The organism is Solimonas sp. SE-A11 (assembly GCF_030345715.1).
In the GTDB taxonomy this organism is placed as follows: domain Bacteria; phylum Pseudomonadota; class Gammaproteobacteria; order Nevskiales; family Nevskiaceae; genus Solimonas_A.
Map to the genome: position 1 here is coordinate 119,186 of NZ_JAUASX010000013.1, position 22,098 is coordinate 141,283.

A 22,098-nucleotide genomic window follows, 5' to 3' on the forward strand; every position below is an offset into this window, starting at 1 on the left:
CATGACGCTGCTAAGACGCTGCCTGGTGCCGCTGCTCGGCCTGCTCGCCGTGCTGCCGGCGCTGGCCCAGGAACCCTCGCGGGCGCCCTTCCTGTGGGAGGTCGACGGCGCCAAGGCGAAGCACTCCCTGCTGGGCTCGGTGCACCTGCTGCCGGAGGACGCCGGGCAATTGCCGGACGGGCTGGAGCAGGCCTACCTGCGTTCTACCGAGCTGATGTTCGAAAGCGACATCGCCGCGCTGGCCAGCCCCGAGCTTCAGGCGCGGCTGCTGGGGGCGGCCAAGGCGGACAAGCCGCTCAAGGCCAGTGTCGCGCCGGCGCTCTACGAGCGGCTCGTGCGCCGGGCCTCCGATGTCGGCATGCCGATGGCCCTGTGCGAGCCCTTCCGGGCCTGGTTCTGCGCGCTGTCGCTGGAGCTGTTCAGCTACCAGCATGCAGGGTTCCGCGCCGAGCTGGGCATCGACCAGCAGTTCTTCCAGCGCGCGCTGCAGGACAAGAAGTCGGTGCGCTGGCTGGAAGAGCCGCAGGCCCACTTGGCGCTGTTCATCGATGCCACCCCGGCGCAGTCGGAGCAGCTCCTGGCGGCCACCGTGGACGAACTGGTGGAAGCGGGCACCGAGCCGCAGGACCTGCTGCGCACCTGGCGCCAGGGTGACGCCCAGGCGATCGAGCAGATGGCGGCGCAGATGAAGACACATGCGCCGCTGGTCTACGAGCGGCTGCTGTCGGCGCGCAACCGCGCCTGGCTGCCGCGGCTGCAGTCCGCGCTGGACGGCGACAAGCCGCAGCTGGTGATCGTGGGCGCGGCACACCTCTACGGCCCCGATGGCCTGGTGGCGCTGCTGCGCCAGAAGGGCTATCGCATCCAGTCCGCCGATCGGCCGGCCGAGCCCCGCGAGGCTCCGCCGCCGCAGGCGCGACTGAGGCAGGGCACGTCGCCCTAGGGTGGCAGGATGAAGGAGCGGAGCTTCACCAGGTCCACCGGGACCTGCTCCGCGGCCTGGCTCTCGATGACCGGCACGGGTGCCGGCGCCGGCCTGGTTGCCGGGTCGCGCGGGGCCAGCAGGTCCGCCAGGGATTCCTCGCCGCTCTTCATCGCCGCCGGCCGCGGCAGGTCGCGGTAGGTCTCGGCGAGCGGCGATTCCTGGGTTTCCGATGGGTCGTCGACATAGCGGCGGGCTTCAGCCGCGGGCTCCGGCTCCACCATGAATTCCGCGGTGCGCTCGGCCGGCGTTTCCGCCACCGGCTCCTGCGGCCGTTCGCTGGCGGCGGCATCCAGCCATTCCTGCACCGCGGGGTGCATCAGCAGGTTGTAGACGTACTGCCGCTCAGGGCCTTCCAGCGCCACGGCATAGGCGTGGAAGCGCAGGGCCACCGGGGCGAACATCGCGTCGGCGATGCCGAAGCGGCCGAACAGCCAGGGGCCGCCCTGGCCGTGGCGGCTGCGCGCTTCGCGCCACAGGGCGAGCACGCGGGCGATGTCGGCCGCGGCCTGTTCGCCCGGGGTGTGCGGGGCAGGCTTGCGCAGCGCGTCGAACGGCAGCTCGCGGCGCAGGTCGGCGAAGCCGGCATGCATTTCGGCGGCCATCGCCCGCGCCAGCGCGCGGGCGCCCGGGTCCAGCGGCCAAGCCTGCGGCAGCGCCAGGGTCTCGGCGGCATACTCGCAGATGGCCAGGGACTCCCAGATTTTCAGCGGTCCGTGCAGCAGGCAGGGAACCTTGCCGCTGGGCGAGTACTCAAGAATGCGTGTGCGGCTGCCGGGCTGGCCCAGGGGCAGCACGATCTCCTCGAACGGCACTTCGTGGTGACGCAGGAACAGCCAGGGACGCAGCGACCAGCTGGACCGGTCCTTGCTGCCGAGAACGAGCGTGAGCTTCTGCTGCATGGTGCACTCCCTGGCGCGACCCGCGTCCCGCGGGACGCTTCACTTCACTGTGAACCCCACAATCACAAATAATACGGGCCCAGGCAAGACCGATTCCGTGACCCTGATCCCTACTCTCCGCCGCTTGCTCCCTTCTGCGCTCCTGCTGTGGGCGGGGCTCGCCCATGCCGGCGTCGAGGTGCAGGTGCTGGGACTGGAAGGCGCCGAGAAGGAAAATGTGGAGCAGCGGTTGCGCATCCGGGCCTCCGCCAAGTCGCCGGAACTGGACGACCTGCTGGTGGAGGGCCTGCATGCCCGCGCCGAGGACGACATCCGCGGCGCCCTGCAGCCCTTCGGCTACTACAGCCCCAGGATCGAATCCTCGCTGGAGGGCGAGGCGCCGAACTGGAAGGCGCGCTATACCGTGGACAAGGGGCTGCCTACGCTGATCACGCGCATCGACGTGGAGGTGGAGGGCGAGGGGCAGAAGGACCGCATCTTCCGGCGCATCTTCCGGCGCTTTCCCCTGACCACCTACGAGCGCCTGCAGCACGCAGAATACGAGCAGGCCAAGACCAGCCTGGCCCAGGCCGCGTACGCCGAGGGCTACCTCGACGCCGCCTTCGTCCGCTCGCAGCTGCGGGTCAACCCGGAGGAGCGCAGCGCCGAGGTGGAGCTGATCCTCAGCACCGGGCCGCGCTACTACTTCGGTCCGGTGACGGTGGAGCAGACCCACCTGGATCCCGGCGTGGTCGAGCGCTACGTCACCATCGACCCCGGCGAGCCCTTCGATCCGCAGGTGCTGGTGGATACGCAGTTCGCGCTGACCGACCTGGACTACTTCCAGAGCGTGGAGATCGAGCCGCGCCGCGACAAGGCCGTGGACAACCGCATCCCGATGGAGATCCACACCACGCCGCGGCCCAAGCGTAAGTGGGACTTCGGCGTGGGCTACGGTACCGACACCGGCGCGCGCACCTCGGTGGCCAACGACGTGCGCTACTTCAACCGGCAGGGGCACAAGCTGCATGCCGAGATGCAGCTCTCGCAGATCAAGAACAAGGCCAGTGCGGAGTACCGCGTGCCGCTGGGCAGCAAGCCGGGTGAATACTGGGGCTTCGGTGGCGGCGTGGAGACCGAGCGCTACGAGGACGGCGACAGCCTCAAGTACGTGCTCAACACCAGCCTCAACCGCTTCCCCGGCAAGTGGAAGCGCAAGTGGTACCTGAGCTTCGAGCATGAAGAGTCCGAACTGTCCAACAAGGTGCAGACCGCGGACCTGCTGATGCCGGGCCTGGAGCTCAACCGCAGCGAGCTGAATGATCCGATCCTGACGCGCCGCGGCTGGGCAGTGTTCTTCGACACCCATGGCGCTCAGAAGGGCCTGCTGTCCAACGCCAGCTTCGTGCAGGCCCATGGCATCTTGCGCGGCGTCTACCCGTTCTCGCGCCGGTGGCGCGTGCTGGGACGCGTGGAGTACGGCACCAACATCGTCGACGATTTCTCCGACCTGCCCGCCTCGCAGCGCTTCTTTGCCGGTGGCGACCAGTCGGTGCGCGGCTACAGCTACCAGTCGATCGGCCCTAAGGATGTCGACGGCAAGGTCATCGGCGGCAAGAACCTGGCCGGCTTCAGCGTGGAGACCGACTACTACTTCTGGGACAAGTGGGGCGCCGCGGTGTTCTACGACGCGGGCGGTGCCGACGACGATGTCCTGCCGCAGCTGTTCCAGGGTGTCGGTGTCGGTGCGCGCTACCGCTCGCCGGTGGGCTACATCCAGGTGGATCTCGCGCATCCGCTGGATGGCGGCGAGAGCGGGGTGCGCTTGCATATCGGCATCCGGGTGGGCCTGTGAAACGCCTCCTGATCGTATTGCTCGTGCTGCTGGCCCTGCCTGCCGTGCCGCTGCTGCTGGCGGCCTGGCTGCTCGGCACGGAGGCGGGCACGCGTTTCGCGGCGGAGCAGGCGCAGGAATGGGTGCCGGGGCTGCGCATCGAGGCGGTGGAGGGCTCGCTGCTGAGCCCGCTGGTGTTACGCGGCCTGCATTTCGAGAACGAGGCGGCGACGGTCGAGATCGACCGGGCGACGCTGCACTGGCGCCCGCGTTCGCTGTTGCGCGGCCGCCTGCGGATCAACGACCTGCAGGCTGGCACAGTAAACGTGACCCTGCGCGAGACGCCGCCGGACGACGAGCAGACCCCGCCGATCAGCGAACTGCCGCTGGGCCTGCGCGTGGTCAATGCCGGTGTCCAGCACCTGCGCCTGCAGCTGGCAGGCACGGAAGCGCCTCTACTGATCGACGCCATCGGCGTGGACCTGCGTTGGGTCGGGCGCCGCGTGGAACTGCGCAAGCTGGCCGCGACGCTGCCGGGGACCGGCCCGCTGCTGGCCAGCGCCGAGCTGCGGCTGTCGCCGGAGCGCGTGCAGGTGCAGCAGCTCAGGCTCAGCGGGCCTGGCGCCGCCGAGCTGAAAGGCGAATACGCCTATGCCGGTGAGTTCGACGCCGAGCTGCGCTGGCAGGACCTGCGCTGGCCGCTGCTGGAAGAGCCGATGCTGACCAGCCCCGAGGGCGAGGCCACCGTCAAGGGCTCGCTGGAGTCCTACGCCTACCAGCTCAAGGCACGCTTTGCCGAGGCCCGCGCGGCGGTGGCGCTGGAGGCCGAGGGCGACGGCACCATGGAGACGCTGCGCCTGCAGCGGCTGCAGGCCAAGGGCCTGGGCGGCAGCCTCGACGCCAAGGCCGACATCGCCTGGGCGCCGCAGCTACGTGTGGACGCCGAGGGCGAGATGCGCGGCATCCACCCCGGGCAGGTGCTGCCCGAACTGGCTGGTGTACTCAACGGCCGCTTCCGCGTGCAGACGCAACTGCAGGACGGCAAGCCGCGTATCGGCTTCAACGCCGCGCTGTACGACTCGGTATGGCGCGAATACAAGCTCGACCTGAAGGCCGAGGGACTCTATGCGGACGACATTCTGACGCTGGCCTCCGCCGAGCTGCGCAGCGGCCCGACACGGCTCAAGGCCAGCGGCCGCGTCTGGCCGACACTGGACGCAAAGGGTGAGCTGGCCAGTACCGACCTGGCGCCGCTGTGGCCGGGGCTCGGTGGACGGGTGCAGGCCAAGCTGCAGGCCCAGGGCCCGGTGGAGGGGCCGCGCGTGAAGCTGCAGGCCGACGCCCAGCAGCTGCGCTACCAGGACTACGGCCTGGCTTCACTGAAGCTGCAGGCGGATGGCGACCTGCGCGGCAGTACCAATCCTGAAGACTGGAAACTGCAGGCCATGCTGGATGCGCGCAGTCTCGCCGCGGGCGACATTCGCGCCGCTAGCCTGCAGTTCGACGGCAATCTCGACCTGCGCCGCGACAACCGCCTGCGCGTGAAGCTGGCCGACGCGGATGCTGGCCTGCGTATCGCCGCGGCGACACTGGAGCTGGACGGCAGCCTGGGCAAGCATGAGCTGCGCCTGGCCGCACAGACCGAGCAGGGTGACGCCGAGCTGGCGCTGCGTGGTGCCGCCGACCTGACGGCCCAGCGCTGGCGCGGGCAACTGGCCAGCGGGCGCCTGGCGCCGGAGCAGCTTGCCGCCTGGACGCTGGAAGAACCGGCGGACCTTGAGTTGTCGGCCATCGCCCAATCGCTGGGAGCGGCCTGCTGGCGCAGCGCCCCCGCGCGTGCTTGCCTGCGCCTGCTGCGTGATCCGCGCGTGCAGCGCGTCGCCTTCCGCCTGGAAGACTTCGCCTACGCCTACCTGCAACCCTTCCTGCCCAAGGGCTGGGAGGTGGACGGCAGCGTCGATGGTTCCGGCCAGATCGACCTGACGCCTGGTGGCCAGATCACCGTGCTGCGCGCCGACCTGGCCACCAGCGCCGGCCAGTGGACCGTGAACGAGCGCAAGCTGTTCGAGTTCAAGGCGGGCACCGCGCAGCTGCTGCAGGAAGGCGATTCGCTGCGCGCCAAGCTGGACCTGCCGTTCGCGCAGGGCCTGGCCAAGCTCGATGCGCGACTGGGTCCCGGCGCGCTGCTGGTGCAGCGTCCCTTGTCGGGCGAGGTGCAGGTCGAGCTGCCGGAGCTGACCTGGCTGCGCCTGTTCACCACCGAGGTAACCTCGGTGGAGGGGTCTATCGGTGGCCAGTTCCAGCTCGGCGGCACGCTGGAGAAACCGCTGGTGCAGGGCGAGCTGGCGCTGCGCAACGGCAAGCTGCGGCTGGCCACGCCGGGCATCGAGGTCGGTCCGATCACGGGCAGCCTGCGCGGCGGCTCCGAGGGCGTGCTGGACCTGGACATCAGTGGAACCTCCGGCGGCGGCGAGATCCGCATCGCCGGGCGTATCGATCCGCGCAGTGAGCCGATGCAGGCCGACATCCGCGTGACCGGCAAGGACTTTCAGGCGGCACGCCTGCCCAGCGCCAAGGTCTGGATTTCGCCGGACCTGAAGCTAGGCTTGAGCAAGCGTCAGTTGCGCGTGACCGGCGAGGTGCTGGTGCCGCGCGCCGAGATCGCGCCGCCGGACTTCGCTACCGGCATCGGCCCCAGCTCCGACCAGGTGATCGTCGGCCGCGACGGCCAGGCACCGGAGTCCAGCGGCCTGTTCAAGCTGCTGGCGGAGGTGCAGCTCAAGCTCGGCGACAAGGTCAGCTTCAAGGGCTACGGCCTGACCACGCGCTTCGGCGGCGGCATCACCATCTTCGAGGAGAGCGGGCGCGATACGCGCGCCTCCGGCGAGATCAACCTGATCGGCGGACGCTACAAGGCCTACGGCCAGGACCTCAGCATCGAGACCGGGCGCCTGATCTACAGCGGCGGCTTCATCACCGAGCCGCTGCTGGAGCTGAAAGCCGAGCGCAAGCCCACCGAGGACGTCACGGTGGGCATCCTGGTGCGCGGCACGCTGGACAAGCCACAGTTCAGCGTCTACTCCACGCCGTCAATGACGCAGCAGCAACAACTGTCCTGGCTGATCCTTGGTCGCCCGATGGATGAGGGCAACAACACCGAGGGCGACCGCAACATGCTGGCCAGCGCTGCGCTGGCGCTGGGCCTCAGCGGCGGCGGCTTCCTGGCCAACCGCCTGGGCACCAGTGTCGGCATCGACGAGATTACGGTGGGCTCCAAGCCGGGCGAGAGCTCCGACCAGGCGCGCCTGACGGTGGGCAAGTACCTGTCGCCGAAGCTCTACGTCAGCTACGGCATCGGTATCTTCCAGCCCGGCAACATCTTCAAGCTGGCCTACGACCTCGGCCGCGGCTTCAAGCTGCAGACCGAATCCGGCGTCGAGGCGGGCGGCGACCTGCTGTACACGATCGAGCGCTAGGGACGCTCTGAAAAAGTTACCGTTCGCCCTGAGCCTGTCGAAGGGTGAGTGGTAACTAATTGACCTGCCTTGGGGAAAGTCCGCCCTTACTTCGACAGGCTCAGCACGAACGGACTTTACAGGGGTTCCCTAGGCAAGCCGTTCCCGCAGCCAGCGCCCGATCTGCTCGATCTCTTCCTCGCAGACTTGGTGCTGCATCGGGTATTCGTGCCACTCCAGCTCGTAGCCGGCGGCGCGCAGGCCGCGCGCGGAGTCGGAGCCCCAGGCGAAGGGCACGATGGGATCGAAGCGGCCGTGGGCCATGAAGATCGGCGTCTTGAAGCTGGCCGGATGAATCTCGGCCTCCACCTTCAGGTGCAGCGGCATGTAGGTGGACAGCGCGATCAGTCCGCCCAGGGGCTCCGCGCAGCGCACGCCCAGGTGCAGCGTTACCGCGCCGCCCTGCGAGAAGCCGGCCAGGATGATGCGCCGCGCCGGGATGCCGGAAGCGATCTCGGCTTCGATCAGCCCGGCGATGCGCTTTTCGGACTCGCGCAGGCCAGCCTCGTCCTGGCGCGCGGCCCGGTCCAGCGCGGGGATGTCGTACCACGCGCGCAGCGGCATGCCGCCGTTGATCGTCACCGGCTGGATCCTGGCGTGGGGGAACAGGAAGCGGACCCGGTGCCCGGCGGGCAGGCCCAGCTCCGGCACGATGGGGACGAAGTCATGCCCGTCCGCCCCCAGGCCGTGCAGCCAGATGACCGTGGCGTCTGCCGGCTGGTCCGGCTCCAGTCGTACCGCGTCTGCCGTTTCGTGCTTTTTCATGGGGCGGGATTCTACAGCCGGCCCCAGGCCCTGGACGCCATCTTGCTACACTTGCCGCCCCCGGAGCGCCCCCATGAACAAGCTGCCGACCCTCGCCCTGTCCCTGACCTTGCTGCTGGCCGCCTGCGGCCAGTCCGGCGCGCTGTACCTGCCGGAAAGGGAGAAAGCGCCGGTGCCGCAGGCGCCGCCGCCCGCCGTGGCCCATCGGCCGGCCGATGCCACCCCGCAGGAGACGGTGCCCGAGGCGCCGCCCGCCGCCGTGGCCAAGCCCAAGAATTCCCCTGAACCCACCCCGGAAAACCGCTGAACGTGGACGCTTTCATCTACCGCGACGGCCAGCTGCTGGCCGAACAGATTCCTGTCGCCGATCTCGCTGCGCAGCACGGCACGCCGCTGTACCTCTATTCGCGCAATGCCTTGCTGGAGCGCTACCGCGCGTTCGACAGCGCGCTGGCCCCGGTGGATCACACGGTCTGCTTCGCGGTGAAGGCCAATTCGAATCTCGCGGTGCTGCAGACGCTGGCCCAGGCCGGCGCCGGCTTCGATATCGTCTCCGGCGGTGAGCTGCAGCGCGTGCTGCGGGCCGGCGGCAGCGCCGGCAAGGTGGTGTTCTCCGGCGTGGGCAAGACCGAGGCCGAGATGCGCGAGGCGCTGGCCGCCGGCATCTACTGCTTCAACGTGGAGTCTGCCTCCGAGCTGCGCCGGCTGGACCGCGTGGCCCAGTCGCTGGGCCGCCGCGCGCCGATCGCGCTGCGCGTGAACCCGGACGTGGACCCCAAGACCCACCCCTACATCTCCACGGGGCTCAAGAAGAACAAGTTCGGCGTGGACTTCACCACCGCCGAGGCGCTGTACCGCGAGGCCGCGGCGATGCCCGGCATCGAGATCCTGGGCGTGGCCAGCCACATCGGCTCGCAGCTGCTCGACATCTCGCCGCTGCTGGAATCGCTGGACAAGGTACTGGGCCTGATCGACCGCCTGCAGGCGGCGGGCATCCGCCTGCGCCACATCGACGTAGGTGGCGGCCTGGGCGTGCGCTACAAGGACGAGGACGCGCCGCAGCCTGCCGACTGGGCCGCGGCCCTGCTGCCGAAGCTGGCTGGCCGTGGCCTGCGCGTGCTGACCGAGCCCGGCCGCGCCATCGCCGCCAATGCCGGCCTGCTGGTGACGCGCGTCGAGGCGATCAAGGACAGCGGCGAGAAGCACTTCGCGGTGATCGACGCCGCCATGAACGACCTGATCCGCCCGACGCTGTATCAGGCCTGGATGAATATCGTGCCGGTGACGCCGCGCGACGGCGCCGCGCAGGAGTACGACCTGGTCGGCCCGGTCTGCGAGACCGGCGACTGGCTCGGCAAGGACCGTGCGCTGGCTATCGAGGAAGGCGACCTGCTGGCGGTGCGCGGTGCCGGGGCCTACGGCTTCGTCATGGCCTCCAACTACAACACCCGTGGCCGTGCCGCCGAGGTGATGGTGGACGGCGCCAAGGCGCATGTCGTGCGCGCGCGTGAAACCATCGACGACCTGCTCCGCGGCGAGAACCTCCTATGAGCGACAAGGACAAGCCGCTGATCCTCATCGACGGCTCGTCCTGGCTGTTCCGCGCCTTCCATGCACTGCCGCCGCTGACGGCGCCAGATGGCCAGCCCACTGGGGCGGTGTACGGCATGGGCAACATGCTGCGGCGGCTGATGAAAGACTACGCGCCGGAATATCTCTGCGTGGTCTTCGACCCGCGCGGCGACGTGTTCCGCAACGAGATTTTCCCCGAGTACAAGGCCAACCGCAGCGAGACGCCGGAGGACCTGCTGTCGCAGTTCCCGCTGGTCTCCGAGATGCTGCGCGCCATGGGCCTGCCGGTGCTGACGGTGGAGCGCTACGAGGCCGACGACGTCATCGGCACGCTGACCAGGCAGTCCTGCGCCGCGGGGCGCGACGTGCTGATCGTCACCAGCGACAAGGACATGGCGCAGCTGGTCAATGACTGCGTGCATCTGCTGGACACGATGAAGAACGTCCGCATGGACCCGGCAGGCGTGATCGAGAAGTTCGGCGTGCCGGCGGAGCGCATCGTCGACTACCTCACGCTGATGGGCGACACGGTCGACAACATCCCGGGTGTGCCCAGCGTCGGACCCAAGACCGCCGCCAAGTGGATCAACGAGTACGGCTCGCTGGACCAGATCATCGCCCAGGCCGACAAGGTCGGCGGCAAGGTCGGCGAGAAGCTGCGCGAGGCGCTGCCGAAGCTGCCGCTGTCGCGCGAGCTGGCCACCATCCACTGCGAAGTGCCGCTGCCGGTGACGCTGGACGACCTGCGCCCGCAGCCGCCGGACCCCGGCGTGCTGGCGGCCATGTACCGGCGCCTGGGCTTCAATCGCTGGGCCGAGGAGGTTTCGGGAACGGCAAACGCGGTCCCCGCGGCAGCCGAGGCAGTGCCCGCGCCGGCCGTCGCCACGCTGGAAGCACCCGCGACGCCGGCCGTCAACGCGCGGCCCACGCAGGTGGAATGCGTGCTCGACGAGGCGGCCTTCGACGCGATGATGGCGCGGCTGCTGGCCGCCGAACTGGTCTGCTTCGACACCGAGACCGACTCGCTGGAATCCAACGCCGCCGGCCTGGTGGGACTGGCCTTCTCGGTGGAGGCCGGCCAGGGCTGGTACCTGCCGCTGGCGCACAACTACCTGGGCGCGCCCGAGCAGCTGAAGCTTGAGGATCTGCGCGAGCGCCTGCGTGGCGTGCTGGAAAACCCGGCGCTACCGAAGCTGGCGCAACACGCCAAGTTCGACATCAACGTACTGGCTCAGCATGGCATCGTGGTGCAGGGACTCAAGCACGACACCATGCTGCAGAGCTATGTGCTCGATGCCGCCGGCAACCGCCACGACATGGACACGCTGGCCGAGAAGTACCTGGGCCACCGCACGATCAAGTTCGAGGACGTGGCCGGCAAGGGCAAGAACCAGCTGACCTTCAACCAGGTGCCGCTGGACAAGGCCGCCGAGTACTCGGCCGAGGACGCCGACGTCACGCTGCGCCTGCACCAGGTGCTGTACCCGCGCCTACAGGCCGACGCCGCACTGCTCAAGGTCTACGAAGAGATCGAGATACCGCTGGTGCCGGTGCTGGCGGCGATGGAACAGCGCGGCGTGAAGCTCGACGCGGCGCTGCTGCGCCAGATCAGCGGCGAGCTGGCCCAGCGCATGGACGAGCTGCAGAAGGCCGCCTTCGAGCAGGCCGGCGGCGAGTTCAACCTGGGCTCACCCAAGCAGCTGCAGCAGATCCTGTTCGAGAAGCTGCAGTTGCCGGTACTGGGCAAGACGCCCAAGGGCGATCCGTCCACCGCCGAGGACGTGCTGGAGGAGCTGGCGGCGCAGCACGCGCTGCCGCGGCTGATCCTGGACTGGCGCGGCATGCAGAAGCTGCGCTCGACCTATACCGACCAGTTGCCGCTGGCGGTGAACGCGCGCACCGGTCGGGTCCATACATCCTACGGCCAGGCCATCGCCGCCACCGGCCGCCTGTCCTCGTCGGATCCCAACCTGCAGAACATCCCGGTGCGCACCGCCGAGGGCCGCCGCATCCGCCAGGCCTTCGTGCACGAGCCGGGCAATGCGCTGCTGTCGATCGACTACTCGCAGATCGAGCTGCGCCTGATGGCGCACTTCTCGAAGGACGAGCGGCTGCAGGATGCCTTCCGCAAGGGCCTGGACATCCACCGGGCCACCGCCGCCGAGGTCTTCGGCTTGAGCCTGGAGGAGACCGGCGCCGAGCAGCGTCGTGCCGCCAAGGCGATCAACTTCGGCCTGATCTACGGCATGTCGGCCTTCGGCCTGGCGCGCCAGCTGGCGATCCCGCGCGGCGAGGCCCAGGACTACATCGACCGCTTCTTCGGCCGCTACCCCGGCGTGAAGCGCTTCATGGACGATACCCGCGTGCAGGCGCACGAGACGGGCTACGTCGAGACCCTGTTCGGCCGCCGACTCTACCTGCCGAACATCAACTCCAAGAACCAGGGCCTGCGCCAGTACGCCGAGCGCACCGCGATCAACGCGCCGCTGCAGGGCACCGCGGCGGACCTGATCAAGAAGGCCATGATCGACCTGCAGCGGCACCTGGCCAAGAACCTGCCCGAAATCCACATGATCATGCAGGTGCACGACGAGCTGGTTTTCGAGGGACCGGAGGCACTGCTGAAGGAACAGGCCCCGCAGATTGCAGGCCGAATGTGCCGTATCGCGCAGCTTGCCGTCCCCCTGGTGGCGGACTGGGGCACGGGTTCCAACTGGGATGCGGCCCATGATGCTGAAGGCCACGCAAGCAGCTGAAAAATAAAGATTTATAGTTTGAAACCGCCCCGAAAACCGGGATTGTTGTCACGCTAACGATCTGTTTTGGAAGCGTTTTATTTTATTGAATAAAAAAATCGGTCGAGTCCCGGAATTTCCGTTGAACTTAGAAGGCGCGACCCCATCTAATCCTTCGAGTGTTGATTCTCCCTGTCACACTCGTCCGTCTTGACTCCCTGGACGGAATTCCGGCGCCCCCAAGCCGGAGTTGTTGCCCAGCGAATCCTCCCCCGGTTCGCTGGGCATTTTTATTTGTGTGGCAGAAAAGCGGGAAGTTCCCTGATGGGTTCCCTCGCTTGCGGGAGAGGGATGCTGTAGCTCCAGCAGGGGCCACTCAGGCGGGTTCTACGGAAACACCCTCTCCCCTCGGGGTTCTCCTCCGCAGGGAGGAATACCGTCGGGAGAGCCATCCACGGTGGGACTTCCGCTACCTAATCGAGCCCCTGGGGCATGTTTGGCTTACCTCGGCCTGACATTGAGTCAGGCCTCAGCCGGGGCATACATTCCATGGCCGCTCGTTGGATGACGCAGGTGATGCCATTTAGGCATCAACTAAGCGCGTCACCCAACCCGCCCCCCACCTTGGCAAAGGTTGCCGTCTCGTCGATCCCCAGCCAGTCCCGCAACTGCTTCTGGGCTTCCGGCAGCCCGGCCCGGGTCTCGGAGGAGAACAGCTGCACCGTGGCCGAGGTGCCCACGTCCTTCTGGACCTTTAGCAGGGTGGCCTTGGCCGCACCGAAGCCGAGCTTGTCGGCCTTGGTCAGCAGGACATGGACGCGCAGGCCGCGATGGTCGGCCCAGGCCAGCATCTGGCGGTCGTGATCGCCCAGGGGGTGGCGGATGTCCATGATCAGGACGGTGCCGACCAGGTTCTGGCGTTCATCCATGTAGCTGCCGATCAGCTTGCCCCAGTCGCGGCGGACCTGTTCCGGCACGGCGGCGTAGCCGTAGCCGGGCAGGTCGGCGAAGCGGCCGCCGGGCACCCCGAACAGGTTGATCAGCTGGGTACGGCCGGGGGTCTTGCTGACCCGGGCCAGCTGCTTCTGGCCGCAGATCAGGTTCAGGGCGCTGGACTTGCCAGCGTTGGAGCGGCCGGCAAAGGCGATTTCCGGCAGGGCGTCCGCAGGCAGCTGGTCCAGCCTGGCGCAGGACAGGATGAAGCCAGCTTGAGCAAAGGGATTCAGCATCGGGCGTCCGCCATGTAGAATTAGGGGTTCAAGATCCTATTGTCGCGCTTTAAAGCCAGCCTTGCGCGAGCCACCGTCCAGATATAGAACTCATTGTTAGGGAGTTTTCCAGATGAAGCGCGTCCTGCTTGTCCTCGCCCTGTGCGCCCCGCTGTCCGTGTTCGCGGAAGCGGCACCGGCGAAGAAAGATCCGATTTCGCAGGGCGATGCCGCTGCCGGTGCCACCAAGTCGGCGCCCTGCGGCGCCTGCCATGGCCCCAACGGCAACAGCGCCATGCCCGAGTGGCCGAAGCTGGCCGGCCAGAGCTCGCGCTTCATCTTCGAGCAGCTCAAGGCCTTCAAGAGCGGCGCCCGCCAGAACCCGATCATGCAGGGCCAGGTTGCCGCCCTGAGCGAGCAGGACATGCGTGACCTCGCCGCCCACTACGCCTTGCAGAAGCCGGCCCCGGGCCTGGCCAGCAAGGACGCCGTGGCCGTCGCCAAGCCGCTGTACCTGGCCGGCAACGCCGGCCGCGCGCTGCCGGCCTGCGCCGGTTGCCACGGCCCCGCCGGTGCCGGCAACCCTGCCGCGGCCTACCCGCGCCTGGGGGGCCAGCATGCCGCCTACGTCGCCGCCCGCCTGCGTACCTACCGTGAGCTGGGCCTGAAGGGCGAACTGCCGGACGGGAACCAGAAGATGATGGCCGCTGTCGCAGCCAAGCTGTCCGACAAGGAAATCGACTCCCTGGCTTCCTACGTCAACGGCCTGCAGTAAGACTGCGTTAACCGTCCAAACGCCCACCAAGGATCCTTCATGCGCGCCTTCGCCCGCTACCTCACCGCCGCCGCCCTGGCCCTGACCGCCCTCGCCTGTTCGGCGCAGGACGCGCAGTACTCGGAGGGCAAGCAGTACAAGAAGGTGCGCGAGATCCAGCAGCCGGCCGACAAGAAGCGCATCCTGGTCGAGGAGTTCTTCTGGTACGGCTGCCCGCACTGCTACGCCCTGGATCCGGAAATCCACAAGTGGTCCCAGCGCAAGCCGGCTGACGTCGATTTTGTGCGTGTGCCCAATACCCTGGGCCGCCCGGTGGGCGCGCTGCACGCCAAGGCCTACTACACCGCCGAGTCGCTGAACGCGCTCGACAAGATGCACCCGGCCCTGTTCGACGCCATCCACAAGGAAGGTCAGCACCTCGACAACGAGGCGCAGATCGCCGCCGTGTTCAACCGCACGCTGGGCCTGATGCCGGATCTGTTCACCAACACCTTCAAGGGTTTTGCGGTTGACGCGCGCTTCCGCAAGTCGGAGCAGCTGTCGAAGGACTACGGCATCACCAGCGTCCCGGTGGTGGTGGTCGGCGGCAAGTACATGACCAGCGCGGCGATGGCCGGCAGCTTCGAGACGATGCTCAAGGTGGTCGATAGCCTGGTCGTGAAGGTACGCAAGGAACGTGGCGGTCGCTAAGCGCTTCTACCGCAACATCTGGTTGGCCCGGCTTCTCGCCGGGCTTTTTGTTGTGGGCGCAGCCCAGGCCCAGTCGCCGCCCAAGCCCCCCAAGCCGCCGCCGCGGCCGGCCGTGGCGGCAGCCAAGCCCGCCGTGACCAAGCCGGCGACGCCGCTGGTCTCGATGCAGAAGGCCTGCGAGCTGATCGGCGGGCGTCTGCAGAGCGTGGGAGTGGAGACCTGCCTCAAGTCCGGCCTGCGTCCCAGCGGCGGCCAGAGTGTCAACGGCCTGCCGATCCTGTGGCGCGATTTCGCCCCTACCACGCGAAAGAACACGCCGCGGCGCATCCTGCTGATCGGCGGCATCCATGGCGACGAGCTGTCCTCGGTCAGCACGGTGTTCCAGTGGATGAAGGAGCTGGAGACCAAGCAGGACCAGCCTTTCCATTGGCGCGTGGCGCCCTGTGTGAATCCGGACGGCATGCTGATCCGCCCGCCGACGCGCGTGAACGCCCGTGGCGTGGACCTGAACCGAAACTTCATGACGCCGGACTGGAAGTCCGACGCGCTGGCCTACTGGGAGAACCGCACGCGCAAGGATCCGCGCCGCTATCCCGGCCCTTCGCCCCTGTCGGAGCCGGAGAGCCGCTGGCTGGACGATGCGATCAGGGCATTCCGCCCCGACGCCATCGTGTCGGTGCACGCGCCCTACGGCCTGCTGGACTACGACGGCCCGGCCCAGGCGCCGGAGAATTTCGGCTACCTGCACCTGCACCAGTTGGGCACGTATCCGGGCTCGCTGGGCAACTATGCGGGGGTGTACCTGGGCATGCCGGTGATCACGCTGGAGCTGCCGCACGCGGGCATCATGCCGTCATCGGCGCAGTCCCAGCGCATCTGGAACGATATGCTGCAGTGGCTGGAGAAAAACCTGCCGAAGACGGAGCCGGCGCTCTACCAGAGACTGGAAGACCATCCCTGGAATGGTGGGAACGAAAGCCGCTGAGTCAGCGGGTGATTCGTCGCGCTTTGGCGATGACTAAATGTCATCGCCTGCGGCGAATCACGGGCGGCCATGGATGGTCGCCCAGGGGCGTATTCAGGTCACTGCAGTCTCGCCATGGATGGCAACTCCGCTTTTCCTCTTGCCGACTGCCTCAAGGCAAAGCTTTTTAGCCACGGACGGACACGGCACAAGCGCTCGTCATACCGGCGAAAGCCGGTATCCAGTGCTGTCCTGGGTCACTTCGGTCCGGGACTGGATGCCCGGCTTTCGCCGGCATGACGGTTCGTGTTTCAGCTTGAAGCGAAAATGCTTTAACGCACACAAAGATTTCAAAGCAGAAGCTTGTCTCCGCCAATAAAAGCAAAACCCCACTTCCTTGCGGGAGCGGGGTTCATGAAGTCAGGCGAATGCGCATTTCGCGCTACGTTGGCCGGGCCTACAGATTCTCCTCCCGGAAAATCTTCCACACGCCTTCGCCGTCCTGCTTCCAGAACTGCTGCTTGCGGCTGCGCTGGTTGAAGTTATCGCTGCGATAGTCCATCTCGAACTCGGCCAGCAGCAGGGGCGTGCCGGCGCCCGGGTAGCGGTAGAGGCTGATGTTGCTCAGCTTCACGTCGATGGATTTCTTGCCGGCGTTGACGCGCTTCTTGTGCTCGGTGAACTGCTTCAGGTTCATGCCGCTGACGGTGAACTCGGGGCCGTAGAAGGCGAGGTAGCCTTCGGTGTCCTTGGCGGACCAGCGGGCACGCCAGCTTTCGACGCGGGCGGCAAATTCCTCGCGGTCTTTCTGCTGTGCTTCCGGCGTGACCCACTCCAGCTCGTTGCTCAGCACCACGGGAGTGTCGCCGAGATCGATGTAGGGGCTGAGCGAGAGCAGGTCGTCGTTGGCCATGGTCACGCAGCCCTCGCTGGAGCGCGGGGCGCGGCTTTCGGTGTCGCGCGGTACGCCGTGCAGCCAGATGCCGTGGCCGGTGCGGCGCTTGAAGCTGTCCCAGGGGTTGGGATAGTTCGTGGGCCAGGCGCCGGCGCCGTAGAGCTCGGGCAGCGCCTCGTCCTTGAGCCAGCGGGTGATGTGGTAGATGCCGATCGGCGTGCGGTTGTCGCCGCGTGCTTCCTTGCCGGCGCCGTTTTTGCCCATGGCGGCGTAGTGGTGGCGCAACAGCTTGAGCTTGCCACCGCTGTTCTCGAACACGTAGAGGCGGGCGCGCTGCAGGTCGGTGACCAGCAGGTGCTTGTGCGAGTCTGGCAGCTGCAGCACGGCGTTGGGCACGGTGCCCTCGGGCGGCATGGCCTTTTCGCTGTCCAGGCGGATGCGGGCTTCTTCGGCCAGCTCGGCCAGGCGCTTGGGTTCCGGCGCGCCCTTCTCGGAGGCGGCCAGCAACTGGCGGTGGACCGGGCGGGCGGGGATGAAGCCGGGCTGCTTGTGGGTGATCTCCTGCAGCAGGCTCAGGGCTTCGCCGGCCTGGCCGGCTTCCAGGTGCTTGATGACCTCGCCAAAGGCCCACTCGGCGTCGATCGGCTGGCCGTCATCCTTCCAGGCGACGCGCTGCGGGGTGGCCGGCTTGGCGGCGTTGGGGACCGGGGGGGGCGGCAGTGGGGCGACGGTCAGCTGTGCGATGGGCACGCTGACCGGATCCGGGGCGTCGTTCTGCGCCAACTGCGGCAACAGGAAGCTCGCACCGAGCGCGGTAAAGCACACGGCGGCCAGGGCGGATAGCGAGGCTATCCACAGGGTGTAGCGACCTGGCATCGAAGCTGGGCGGGTGCTCAGCTGCCGCTCAGCGCGTGTATTCGCGGCTGATCTTCCAGCTGCCGCCCACCTGCTTCAGCTCCAGGGTCTTGGAGACCTGGTCGGAGAAGGCGTCGGACTCGTAGTCCTGGCGGAAGCTGACGCGCAGGCCGCCGTCGCTGGTGCGCGCGATCTGCGGGTTGACGGCCTTGACGCTGATGCGCTTCGGGCGGGTGATGCGGTCACGGCGCTGTGCTTCCCAGGCGCCGCGGCTGAGACTACCTTCCGGCTGGAAGTCCGGGGCGTAGAGCGCGAAGTAGGCATCGAGGCTCTTGTTGGCCCAGGACTGGGTCCAGGCGGCCAGGGTGGCATTGACGGCTTGGGTGGTGGTGGCGTCGATGTCCGCAGCCGGCGGCGGGATGGTGGCCGGCGGCGGTGCCAGGGCCGGAGCGGCGGCGACCGGAGCGGCGGCGCGCGGGGCCGGGGCGGCGACCGTGGTGGCCGGATCGCTGGGGGCGTTGTCGAGCTGGCCGACCAGGGTCAGCTTGCGGCGCAGGGCGCCGTTGCCCGGGTCCAGCATCAGGGCGCGGTTGTAGGAGGCGCCGGCCAGGGCGGCGTAGATGTCGCCCAGGTTCTCATGGGCGGTGGCGTAGCTCGGGTGCGTGGCCAGCGCGGCTTCCAGGGCGTCGCGGGCGCGCTCGTAGTCGCCCTGCTGGGCGTAGAGCACGGCCAGGTTGTTGTAGGGCTCGGGCAGCTGCGGGTAGTCGCGGGTCAGGTCGGCGAACACGCGGATGGCCTGCTCGATGCGGTTCAGGCGCACCAGGGCCAGGCCGCGCACGAAGCGCGCCTGCGCATCCTGCGGGTTGGCCTGCAGGTGGGTTTCCACCTTGCGCAGGGCGTCGGCGGCGTTGCCCTGGTTGAGCAGGGACTGGGCCTCCTCGGCGACGCTGGCGGCCAGCACGGGAGCAGAAGCGAAAACGATCGCAGCAGCAGCGATACGGCAGAACTTGAGCATCACGCCGACCTCGGGCATTGGATGTGATTTGATTTGCCGCTAAATATATCAGCAACGCGTGTCTGGAAGAGACGTCCTGATGGGGGATTCAGCCCTTCGCGTAGACGTCCGGGGTACCCGGCGGGCGCTTCTTGAAGCGGCGATGGACCCAGAAGTACTGCGAAGGGGCCAGCTTCACCCCCTCCTCCAGCACCTGGTTGACGCGCGCTGTATCGGCCACGTCGTCGCCGCCCGGAAAGTCCTCCAGGGCCGGGAAGAAGGTCACGCGGTAGCGGCCGGTCACCCGGGCCGGGAAATAGGGCACGACCTTGGCCCGGCCCATCTGCGCCAGCCGTCCGGTGGCGCTGACGGTGAGGGCGGGATGGCCGAAGAACGGGGCGAACACCGAGCTGCGCGGGTCCAGGGTCTGGTCCGGGGCGTACCAGATGCAGCGTCCCTCTCGCAGCGCCTTCACCAGCCTGCGCAGGTCCTCGCGCGGCAGCGCCGGCAGGCCGGAACGGGCTTCGCGCCAGTGATGCATGTAGTGGTTCATGACCTTGTTTTCATAAGGCCGGTACATGGCATGGAACGGGCGGTTTGCAAGGCAGAGGTAGCGGGCGCCCAGCTCCAGGGTGGTGAAATGCCCGGTCAGCAGTAGCACGCCGTGGCCGTCCTTCATCGCCGCGTCGAGGTGTTCCAGGCCCACCACCTCGCCATGGGGGCGGAGCTTGTCGTCGGAGGCGAACCAGGCCAAGGCCGCCTCGAAGATGCCGGCACCCAGGTCGGCGAAGTGCTCGTCCACCAGGCGCTCGCGCTCCGCGGCGGGCATCTGCGGGAAGCAGACCTCCAGGTTGCGGCGCACGATGTGGCGGCGGCTGGGGATCAGGCGGCCGAGAAAGCGGCCCAGGCCCTCGCCCAGGGCCAGCAGCCAGGGTACCGGCAGCAGGCACAGCAGGCGCATCAGGCCGATACCGAGCCAGGTCGGCCAGTAGCGGGGCGAGAGGAAGGTGGGCTGGAAGGAGCGGTCGGCCATCCGCGAATTGTAGCGGCCGTCGCCGCTGGTTACGCTTCCCGGGATGCGCCTCCTGTATTCCTGCCTGTTGTACCTGATCACCCCGCTGGTGCTGCTGCGCCTGTGGTGGAAGGGTTTCGAGTTGCCCGACTACCGCCGCCGCTGGGGCGAACGTTTCGGCTTCGTGCCGGCGCCCGAGCAGCCGGTGGAGGTCTGGGTGCATGCGGTGTCGGTGGGCGAGTCGCTGGCCGCCCTGCCCCTGATCCGCGCCCTGGTGGCGCGCCACGGCGAGGGCCGCGTGCTGGTCACCACCATGACGCCCACCGGCTCGCAGCGTGTGCGTGAGGCCCTGGGGCCCCAGGTGCTGCACACCTACCTGCCTTATGACCTGCCGGATGTGGTGGGGCGCTACGTGGCGCGCATGCGCCCGCACCGCGTGGTGGTGATGGAGACCGAGCTCTGGCCCAACCTGTTCCGGGCGCTGGCGCGCCGCGGCGTGCCGCTGCTGGTGGCCAATGCGCGCCTGTCGCCGCGTTCGTTCAAGGGCTATGGCCGGGTACGCGGCTTCGCCAGCTCGGTCCTTTCCGATTGCACCGAGGTGGCGGCCCAGAGCGACGCCGACGCCGAACGCTTCCGCGCGCTGGGCGCCCCCCGCGTCAGCACCATGGGCAATATCAAGTTCGACCTGGCGCTGCCCGAGGCTCTGCTGGACCTGGGCCGGCGGCTGCGTGCCGCGCTGGGCGCGCGGCCGGTGTGGATCGCCGCCAGTACGCACGAGGGCGAGGAGGAAGCCGCCCTGGCCGTGCACCGCGAGCTGCGCAAGGCACTGCCGGACGCGGCGCTGATCCTGGTGCCTCGCCACCCGCAGCGCTTTGACGGCGTGACAAAACTGGCCTCGCGCGACTTTGCCTGCGTGCGCCGCAGCGCCTGGACCGGCGAGGGCCTGGTGGCCGACGTGCTGCTGGGCGACAGCATGGGCGAGATGTTCGCCTACTTCGCGGCCAGCGACGTTGCGTTCGTTGGTGGCAGCCTGGTGCCGGTGGGCGGGCACAACGTGCTGGAGCCGGCGGCGCTGGGCCTGCCGGTGCTGTTCGGGCCGCAGATGCATAACTTCATCGCCGCGCGGGACCTGCTGCTGGGCGAGCAGGCCGCGGAGCAGGTCGCGGATGCCACGCAGTTGGCCGCGGCGCTCACGCGCCTGCTGCGTGATCCGGCGCAGCGCAGCGCCATGGGCGAGGCCGGGCGTCGCGCCGTGGCTGCAAACCGCGGCGCCCTGCAGAAGCTTCTCGAGCTGCTGGATCGCGCATGACGGACCTGGTGCTGATGCGTCCCTCGGGCCTGTATTGCCCGGCGGGAGACTTCTACATCGACCCCGCCAAGCCGGTAGCGCGGGCCGTGATCACGCATGCCCATGGCGACCATGCCCGTAGCGGCTCCATGCAGTACTGGTCCAGCCGCGAAGGCGAGGGCCTGATGCGTGCCCGCGTGGGACAGAAGACCTGGATCAACGCCCTGGACTGGGGCCAGCCCACGCAGATCGGCGATGCACGCGTGTCACTGCACCCGGCCGGCCATGTACTGGGCTCGGCGCAGGTGCGGATCGAGGCCCAGGGCCAGGTCTGGGTGGTGTCCGGCGACTACAAGCGCGACGACGATCCCACCTGCACGCCTTTCGAGCCGGTGCCCTGCGACGTCTTCATCACCGAGGCCACCTTCGGCCTGCCGGAGTACCGCTGGCCGCCGGCTTGCGAGACCGCCCGCGAGATCCACGAGTGGTGGACGCAGAACGCCGCCGAGGGCCAGGCCTCGGTGCTGTTCTCCTACGCTCTGGGCAAGGCCCAGCGCATCCTGGCCGAGCTGATGCGCTACACCGACCGCAAGGTCTGGCTGCACGGCGCGATGACGCCGCTGGTGGAGGTCTACCGCAAGGCCGGCGTGAAGATGCTGCCCACCGAGTCGGCGGTGGCACCGCCGCGCACCCTGGATTTCGCGGGTGAGCTGGTGCTGGCACCGCCGGCCGCGCGCGGCACGCCGTGGATGAAGCGCTTCCGGCCGTATCGCGCGGGATTCGCCTCGGGCTGGATGCAGAGGGACCTGCGGCGCGACGCCTGGGATCGCGGTTTCATCCTGTCCGACCATGCGGATTGGGATGGGTTGTTGCTGAGCATCGAGCAGAGCGGCGCCAAGCGTGTGCTGGCGATGCATGGGCACACGGAGACGCTGGTGGCGCATCTGCGCGAGCGCGGGATCGATGCGGCGGCGTTGCCAGGGGCGGCACCGGGGTATTGAGTGAGCTGATCGTAGATACTGTTATTCCGATCAAGCCCCGTGGAGTGCTGGATCGAAGGTTTTGCCGGATTGCAGTACACCGTAGGCGACATGGGCAAGCTTTCGCATCATGGCGCCGATGATCAGCTTGGG

At 68.2% G+C, this 22,098-nt stretch carries 17 protein-coding genes and 1 pseudogene; 11 read left to right on the forward strand and 7 right to left on the reverse strand.

The window, feature by feature from the left end; all coding sequences use genetic code 11:
• The first annotated feature begins 1 nt into the window (after position 1).
• Positions 2 to 943: a TraB/GumN family protein gene (locus QT386_RS15550; RefSeq protein WP_289274654.1), complete on the forward strand. Its 942-nt coding sequence runs from the start codon at positions 2 to 4 to the stop codon at positions 941 to 943.
• Here the strand turns inward: QT386_RS15550 and QT386_RS15555 are convergent.
• Positions 940 to 1,884 carry a glutathione S-transferase family protein gene (locus QT386_RS15555; protein ID WP_289274655.1) on the reverse strand — a complete coding sequence of 315 codons (945 nt, stop codon included), beginning with the start codon at positions 1,882 to 1,884 and terminating at the stop codon, positions 940 to 942. The two genes, QT386_RS15550 and QT386_RS15555, sit on opposite strands and share 4 nt — an antisense overlap.
• 97 nt (positions 1,885 to 1,981) lie before the next feature.
• On the opposite strand from QT386_RS15555, the gene QT386_RS15560 reads away from it, so the two are divergent.
• Together QT386_RS15560 and QT386_RS23485 are read left to right on the forward strand one after the other, a co-directional pair.
• Positions 1,982 to 3,718 (forward strand): autotransporter assembly complex family protein, encoded by a 1,737-nt coding sequence (locus QT386_RS15560; protein WP_289274656.1) that lies wholly within the window; start codon positions 1,982 to 1,984, stop codon positions 3,716 to 3,718.
• Positions 3,715 to 7,173 (forward strand): translocation/assembly module TamB domain-containing protein, encoded by a 3,459-nt coding sequence (locus QT386_RS23485; protein ID WP_289274657.1) that lies wholly within the window; start codon positions 3,715 to 3,717, stop codon positions 7,171 to 7,173. The genes QT386_RS15560 and QT386_RS23485 overlap by 4 nt, the downstream gene beginning before the upstream one ends.
• A gap of 129 nt (positions 7,174 to 7,302) precedes the next feature.
• Here QT386_RS23485 and QT386_RS15570 read toward each other — a convergent pair whose 3' ends face one another.
• Positions 7,303 to 7,977 (reverse strand): alpha/beta hydrolase, encoded by a 675-nt coding sequence (locus QT386_RS15570; protein ID WP_289274658.1) that lies wholly within the window; start codon positions 7,975 to 7,977, stop codon positions 7,303 to 7,305.
• A gap of 73 nt (positions 7,978 to 8,050) precedes the next feature.
• Here QT386_RS15570 and QT386_RS15575 point away from each other — a divergent pair, with 73 nt between their 5' ends.
• From QT386_RS15575 to polA, 3 genes are read left to right on the forward strand one after another with little or no spacing between them, the layout of a single operon-like run.
• Positions 8,051 to 8,284 carry a lipoprotein gene (locus tag QT386_RS15575; RefSeq protein ID WP_289274659.1) on the forward strand — a complete coding sequence of 78 codons (234 nt, stop codon included), beginning with the start codon at positions 8,051 to 8,053 and terminating at the stop codon, positions 8,282 to 8,284.
• A 2-nt stretch (positions 8,285 to 8,286) separates the two neighbouring features.
• Positions 8,287 to 9,528, forward strand: coding sequence for a diaminopimelate decarboxylase (gene lysA, locus QT386_RS15580; protein ID WP_289274660.1), 1,242 nt, complete (start codon positions 8,287 to 8,289; stop codon positions 9,526 to 9,528).
• Complete coding sequence (polA, locus tag QT386_RS15585; RefSeq protein WP_289274661.1) at positions 9,525 to 12,305, forward strand: DNA polymerase I; 2,781 nt, start codon at positions 9,525 to 9,527, stop codon at positions 12,303 to 12,305. The genes lysA and polA overlap by 4 nt, the downstream gene beginning before the upstream one ends.
• A gap of 569 nt (positions 12,306 to 12,874) precedes the next feature.
• Here polA and yihA read toward each other — a convergent pair.
• Entirely contained in the window at positions 12,875 to 13,513 is a 639-nt protein-coding gene (gene yihA / locus QT386_RS15590) for a ribosome biogenesis GTP-binding protein YihA/YsxC (RefSeq protein ID WP_289274662.1), read from the reverse strand.
• 112 nt (positions 13,514 to 13,625) lie between these two features.
• On the opposite strand from yihA, the gene QT386_RS15595 reads away from it, so the two are divergent.
• Genes QT386_RS15595 through QT386_RS15605 form a run of 3 tightly spaced genes read left to right on the forward strand, consistent with a single transcriptional unit; the run spans position 13,626 to position 15,942 of the window.
• A complete protein-coding gene (locus QT386_RS15595) occupies positions 13,626 to 14,267 on the forward strand; it encodes a cytochrome c (protein WP_289274663.1) in 642 nt (213 codons plus the stop codon).
• Between the two features lie 39 nt (positions 14,268 to 14,306).
• The gene (locus QT386_RS15600) at positions 14,307 to 14,957 is read left to right on the forward strand and encodes a thiol:disulfide interchange protein DsbA/DsbL (protein WP_289274664.1); all 651 of its coding nucleotides are present in this window, start codon (positions 14,307 to 14,309) and stop codon (positions 14,955 to 14,957) included.
• Positions 14,944 to 15,942, forward strand: a complete 999-nt coding sequence (locus QT386_RS15605) for a M14 family murein peptide amidase A (protein WP_289274665.1) — start codon at positions 14,944 to 14,946, stop codon at positions 15,940 to 15,942. The genes QT386_RS15600 and QT386_RS15605 overlap by 14 nt, the downstream gene beginning before the upstream one ends.
• 436 nt (positions 15,943 to 16,378) lie before the next feature.
• Here the strand turns inward: QT386_RS15605 and QT386_RS15610 are convergent, their stop codons facing one another.
• The 3 genes from QT386_RS15610 to lpxL all read right to left on the reverse strand — a co-directional run bounded on the left by QT386_RS15610 (position 16,379) and on the right by lpxL (position 19,698).
• Positions 16,379 to 17,692 (reverse strand): L,D-transpeptidase family protein, encoded by a 1,314-nt coding sequence (locus QT386_RS15610; protein WP_289274666.1) that lies wholly within the window; start codon positions 17,690 to 17,692, stop codon positions 16,379 to 16,381.
• Between the two features lie 28 nt (positions 17,693 to 17,720).
• Positions 17,721 to 18,704 (reverse strand): tetratricopeptide repeat protein, encoded by a 984-nt coding sequence (locus QT386_RS15615; protein ID WP_289274667.1) that lies wholly within the window; start codon positions 18,702 to 18,704, stop codon positions 17,721 to 17,723.
• A gap of 70 nt (positions 18,705 to 18,774) precedes the next feature.
• The gene (gene lpxL / locus QT386_RS15620) at positions 18,775 to 19,698 is read right to left on the reverse strand and encodes an LpxL/LpxP family Kdo(2)-lipid IV(A) lauroyl/palmitoleoyl acyltransferase (RefSeq protein ID WP_289274668.1); all 924 of its coding nucleotides are present in this window, start codon (positions 19,696 to 19,698) and stop codon (positions 18,775 to 18,777) included.
• A 43-nt stretch (positions 19,699 to 19,741) separates the two neighbouring features.
• On the opposite strand from lpxL, the gene waaA reads away from it, so the two are divergent.
• On the forward strand, positions 19,742 to 20,986 hold the full coding sequence (waaA, locus tag QT386_RS15625; protein WP_289274669.1) for a lipid IV(A) 3-deoxy-D-manno-octulosonic acid transferase: 1,245 nt from the start codon (positions 19,742 to 19,744) through the stop codon (positions 20,984 to 20,986).
• A complete protein-coding gene (locus tag QT386_RS15630) occupies positions 20,983 to 21,966 on the forward strand; it encodes a ligase-associated DNA damage response exonuclease (protein ID WP_289274670.1) in 984 nt (327 codons plus the stop codon). The genes waaA and QT386_RS15630 overlap by 4 nt, the downstream gene beginning before the upstream one ends.
• 30 nt (positions 21,967 to 21,996) lie before the next feature.
• On the opposite strand, the pseudogene QT386_RS23490 reads toward QT386_RS15630, so the two are convergent.
• Positions 21,997 to 22,098: pseudogene (locus QT386_RS23490) on the reverse strand (IS110 family transposase); the annotation flags it as partial.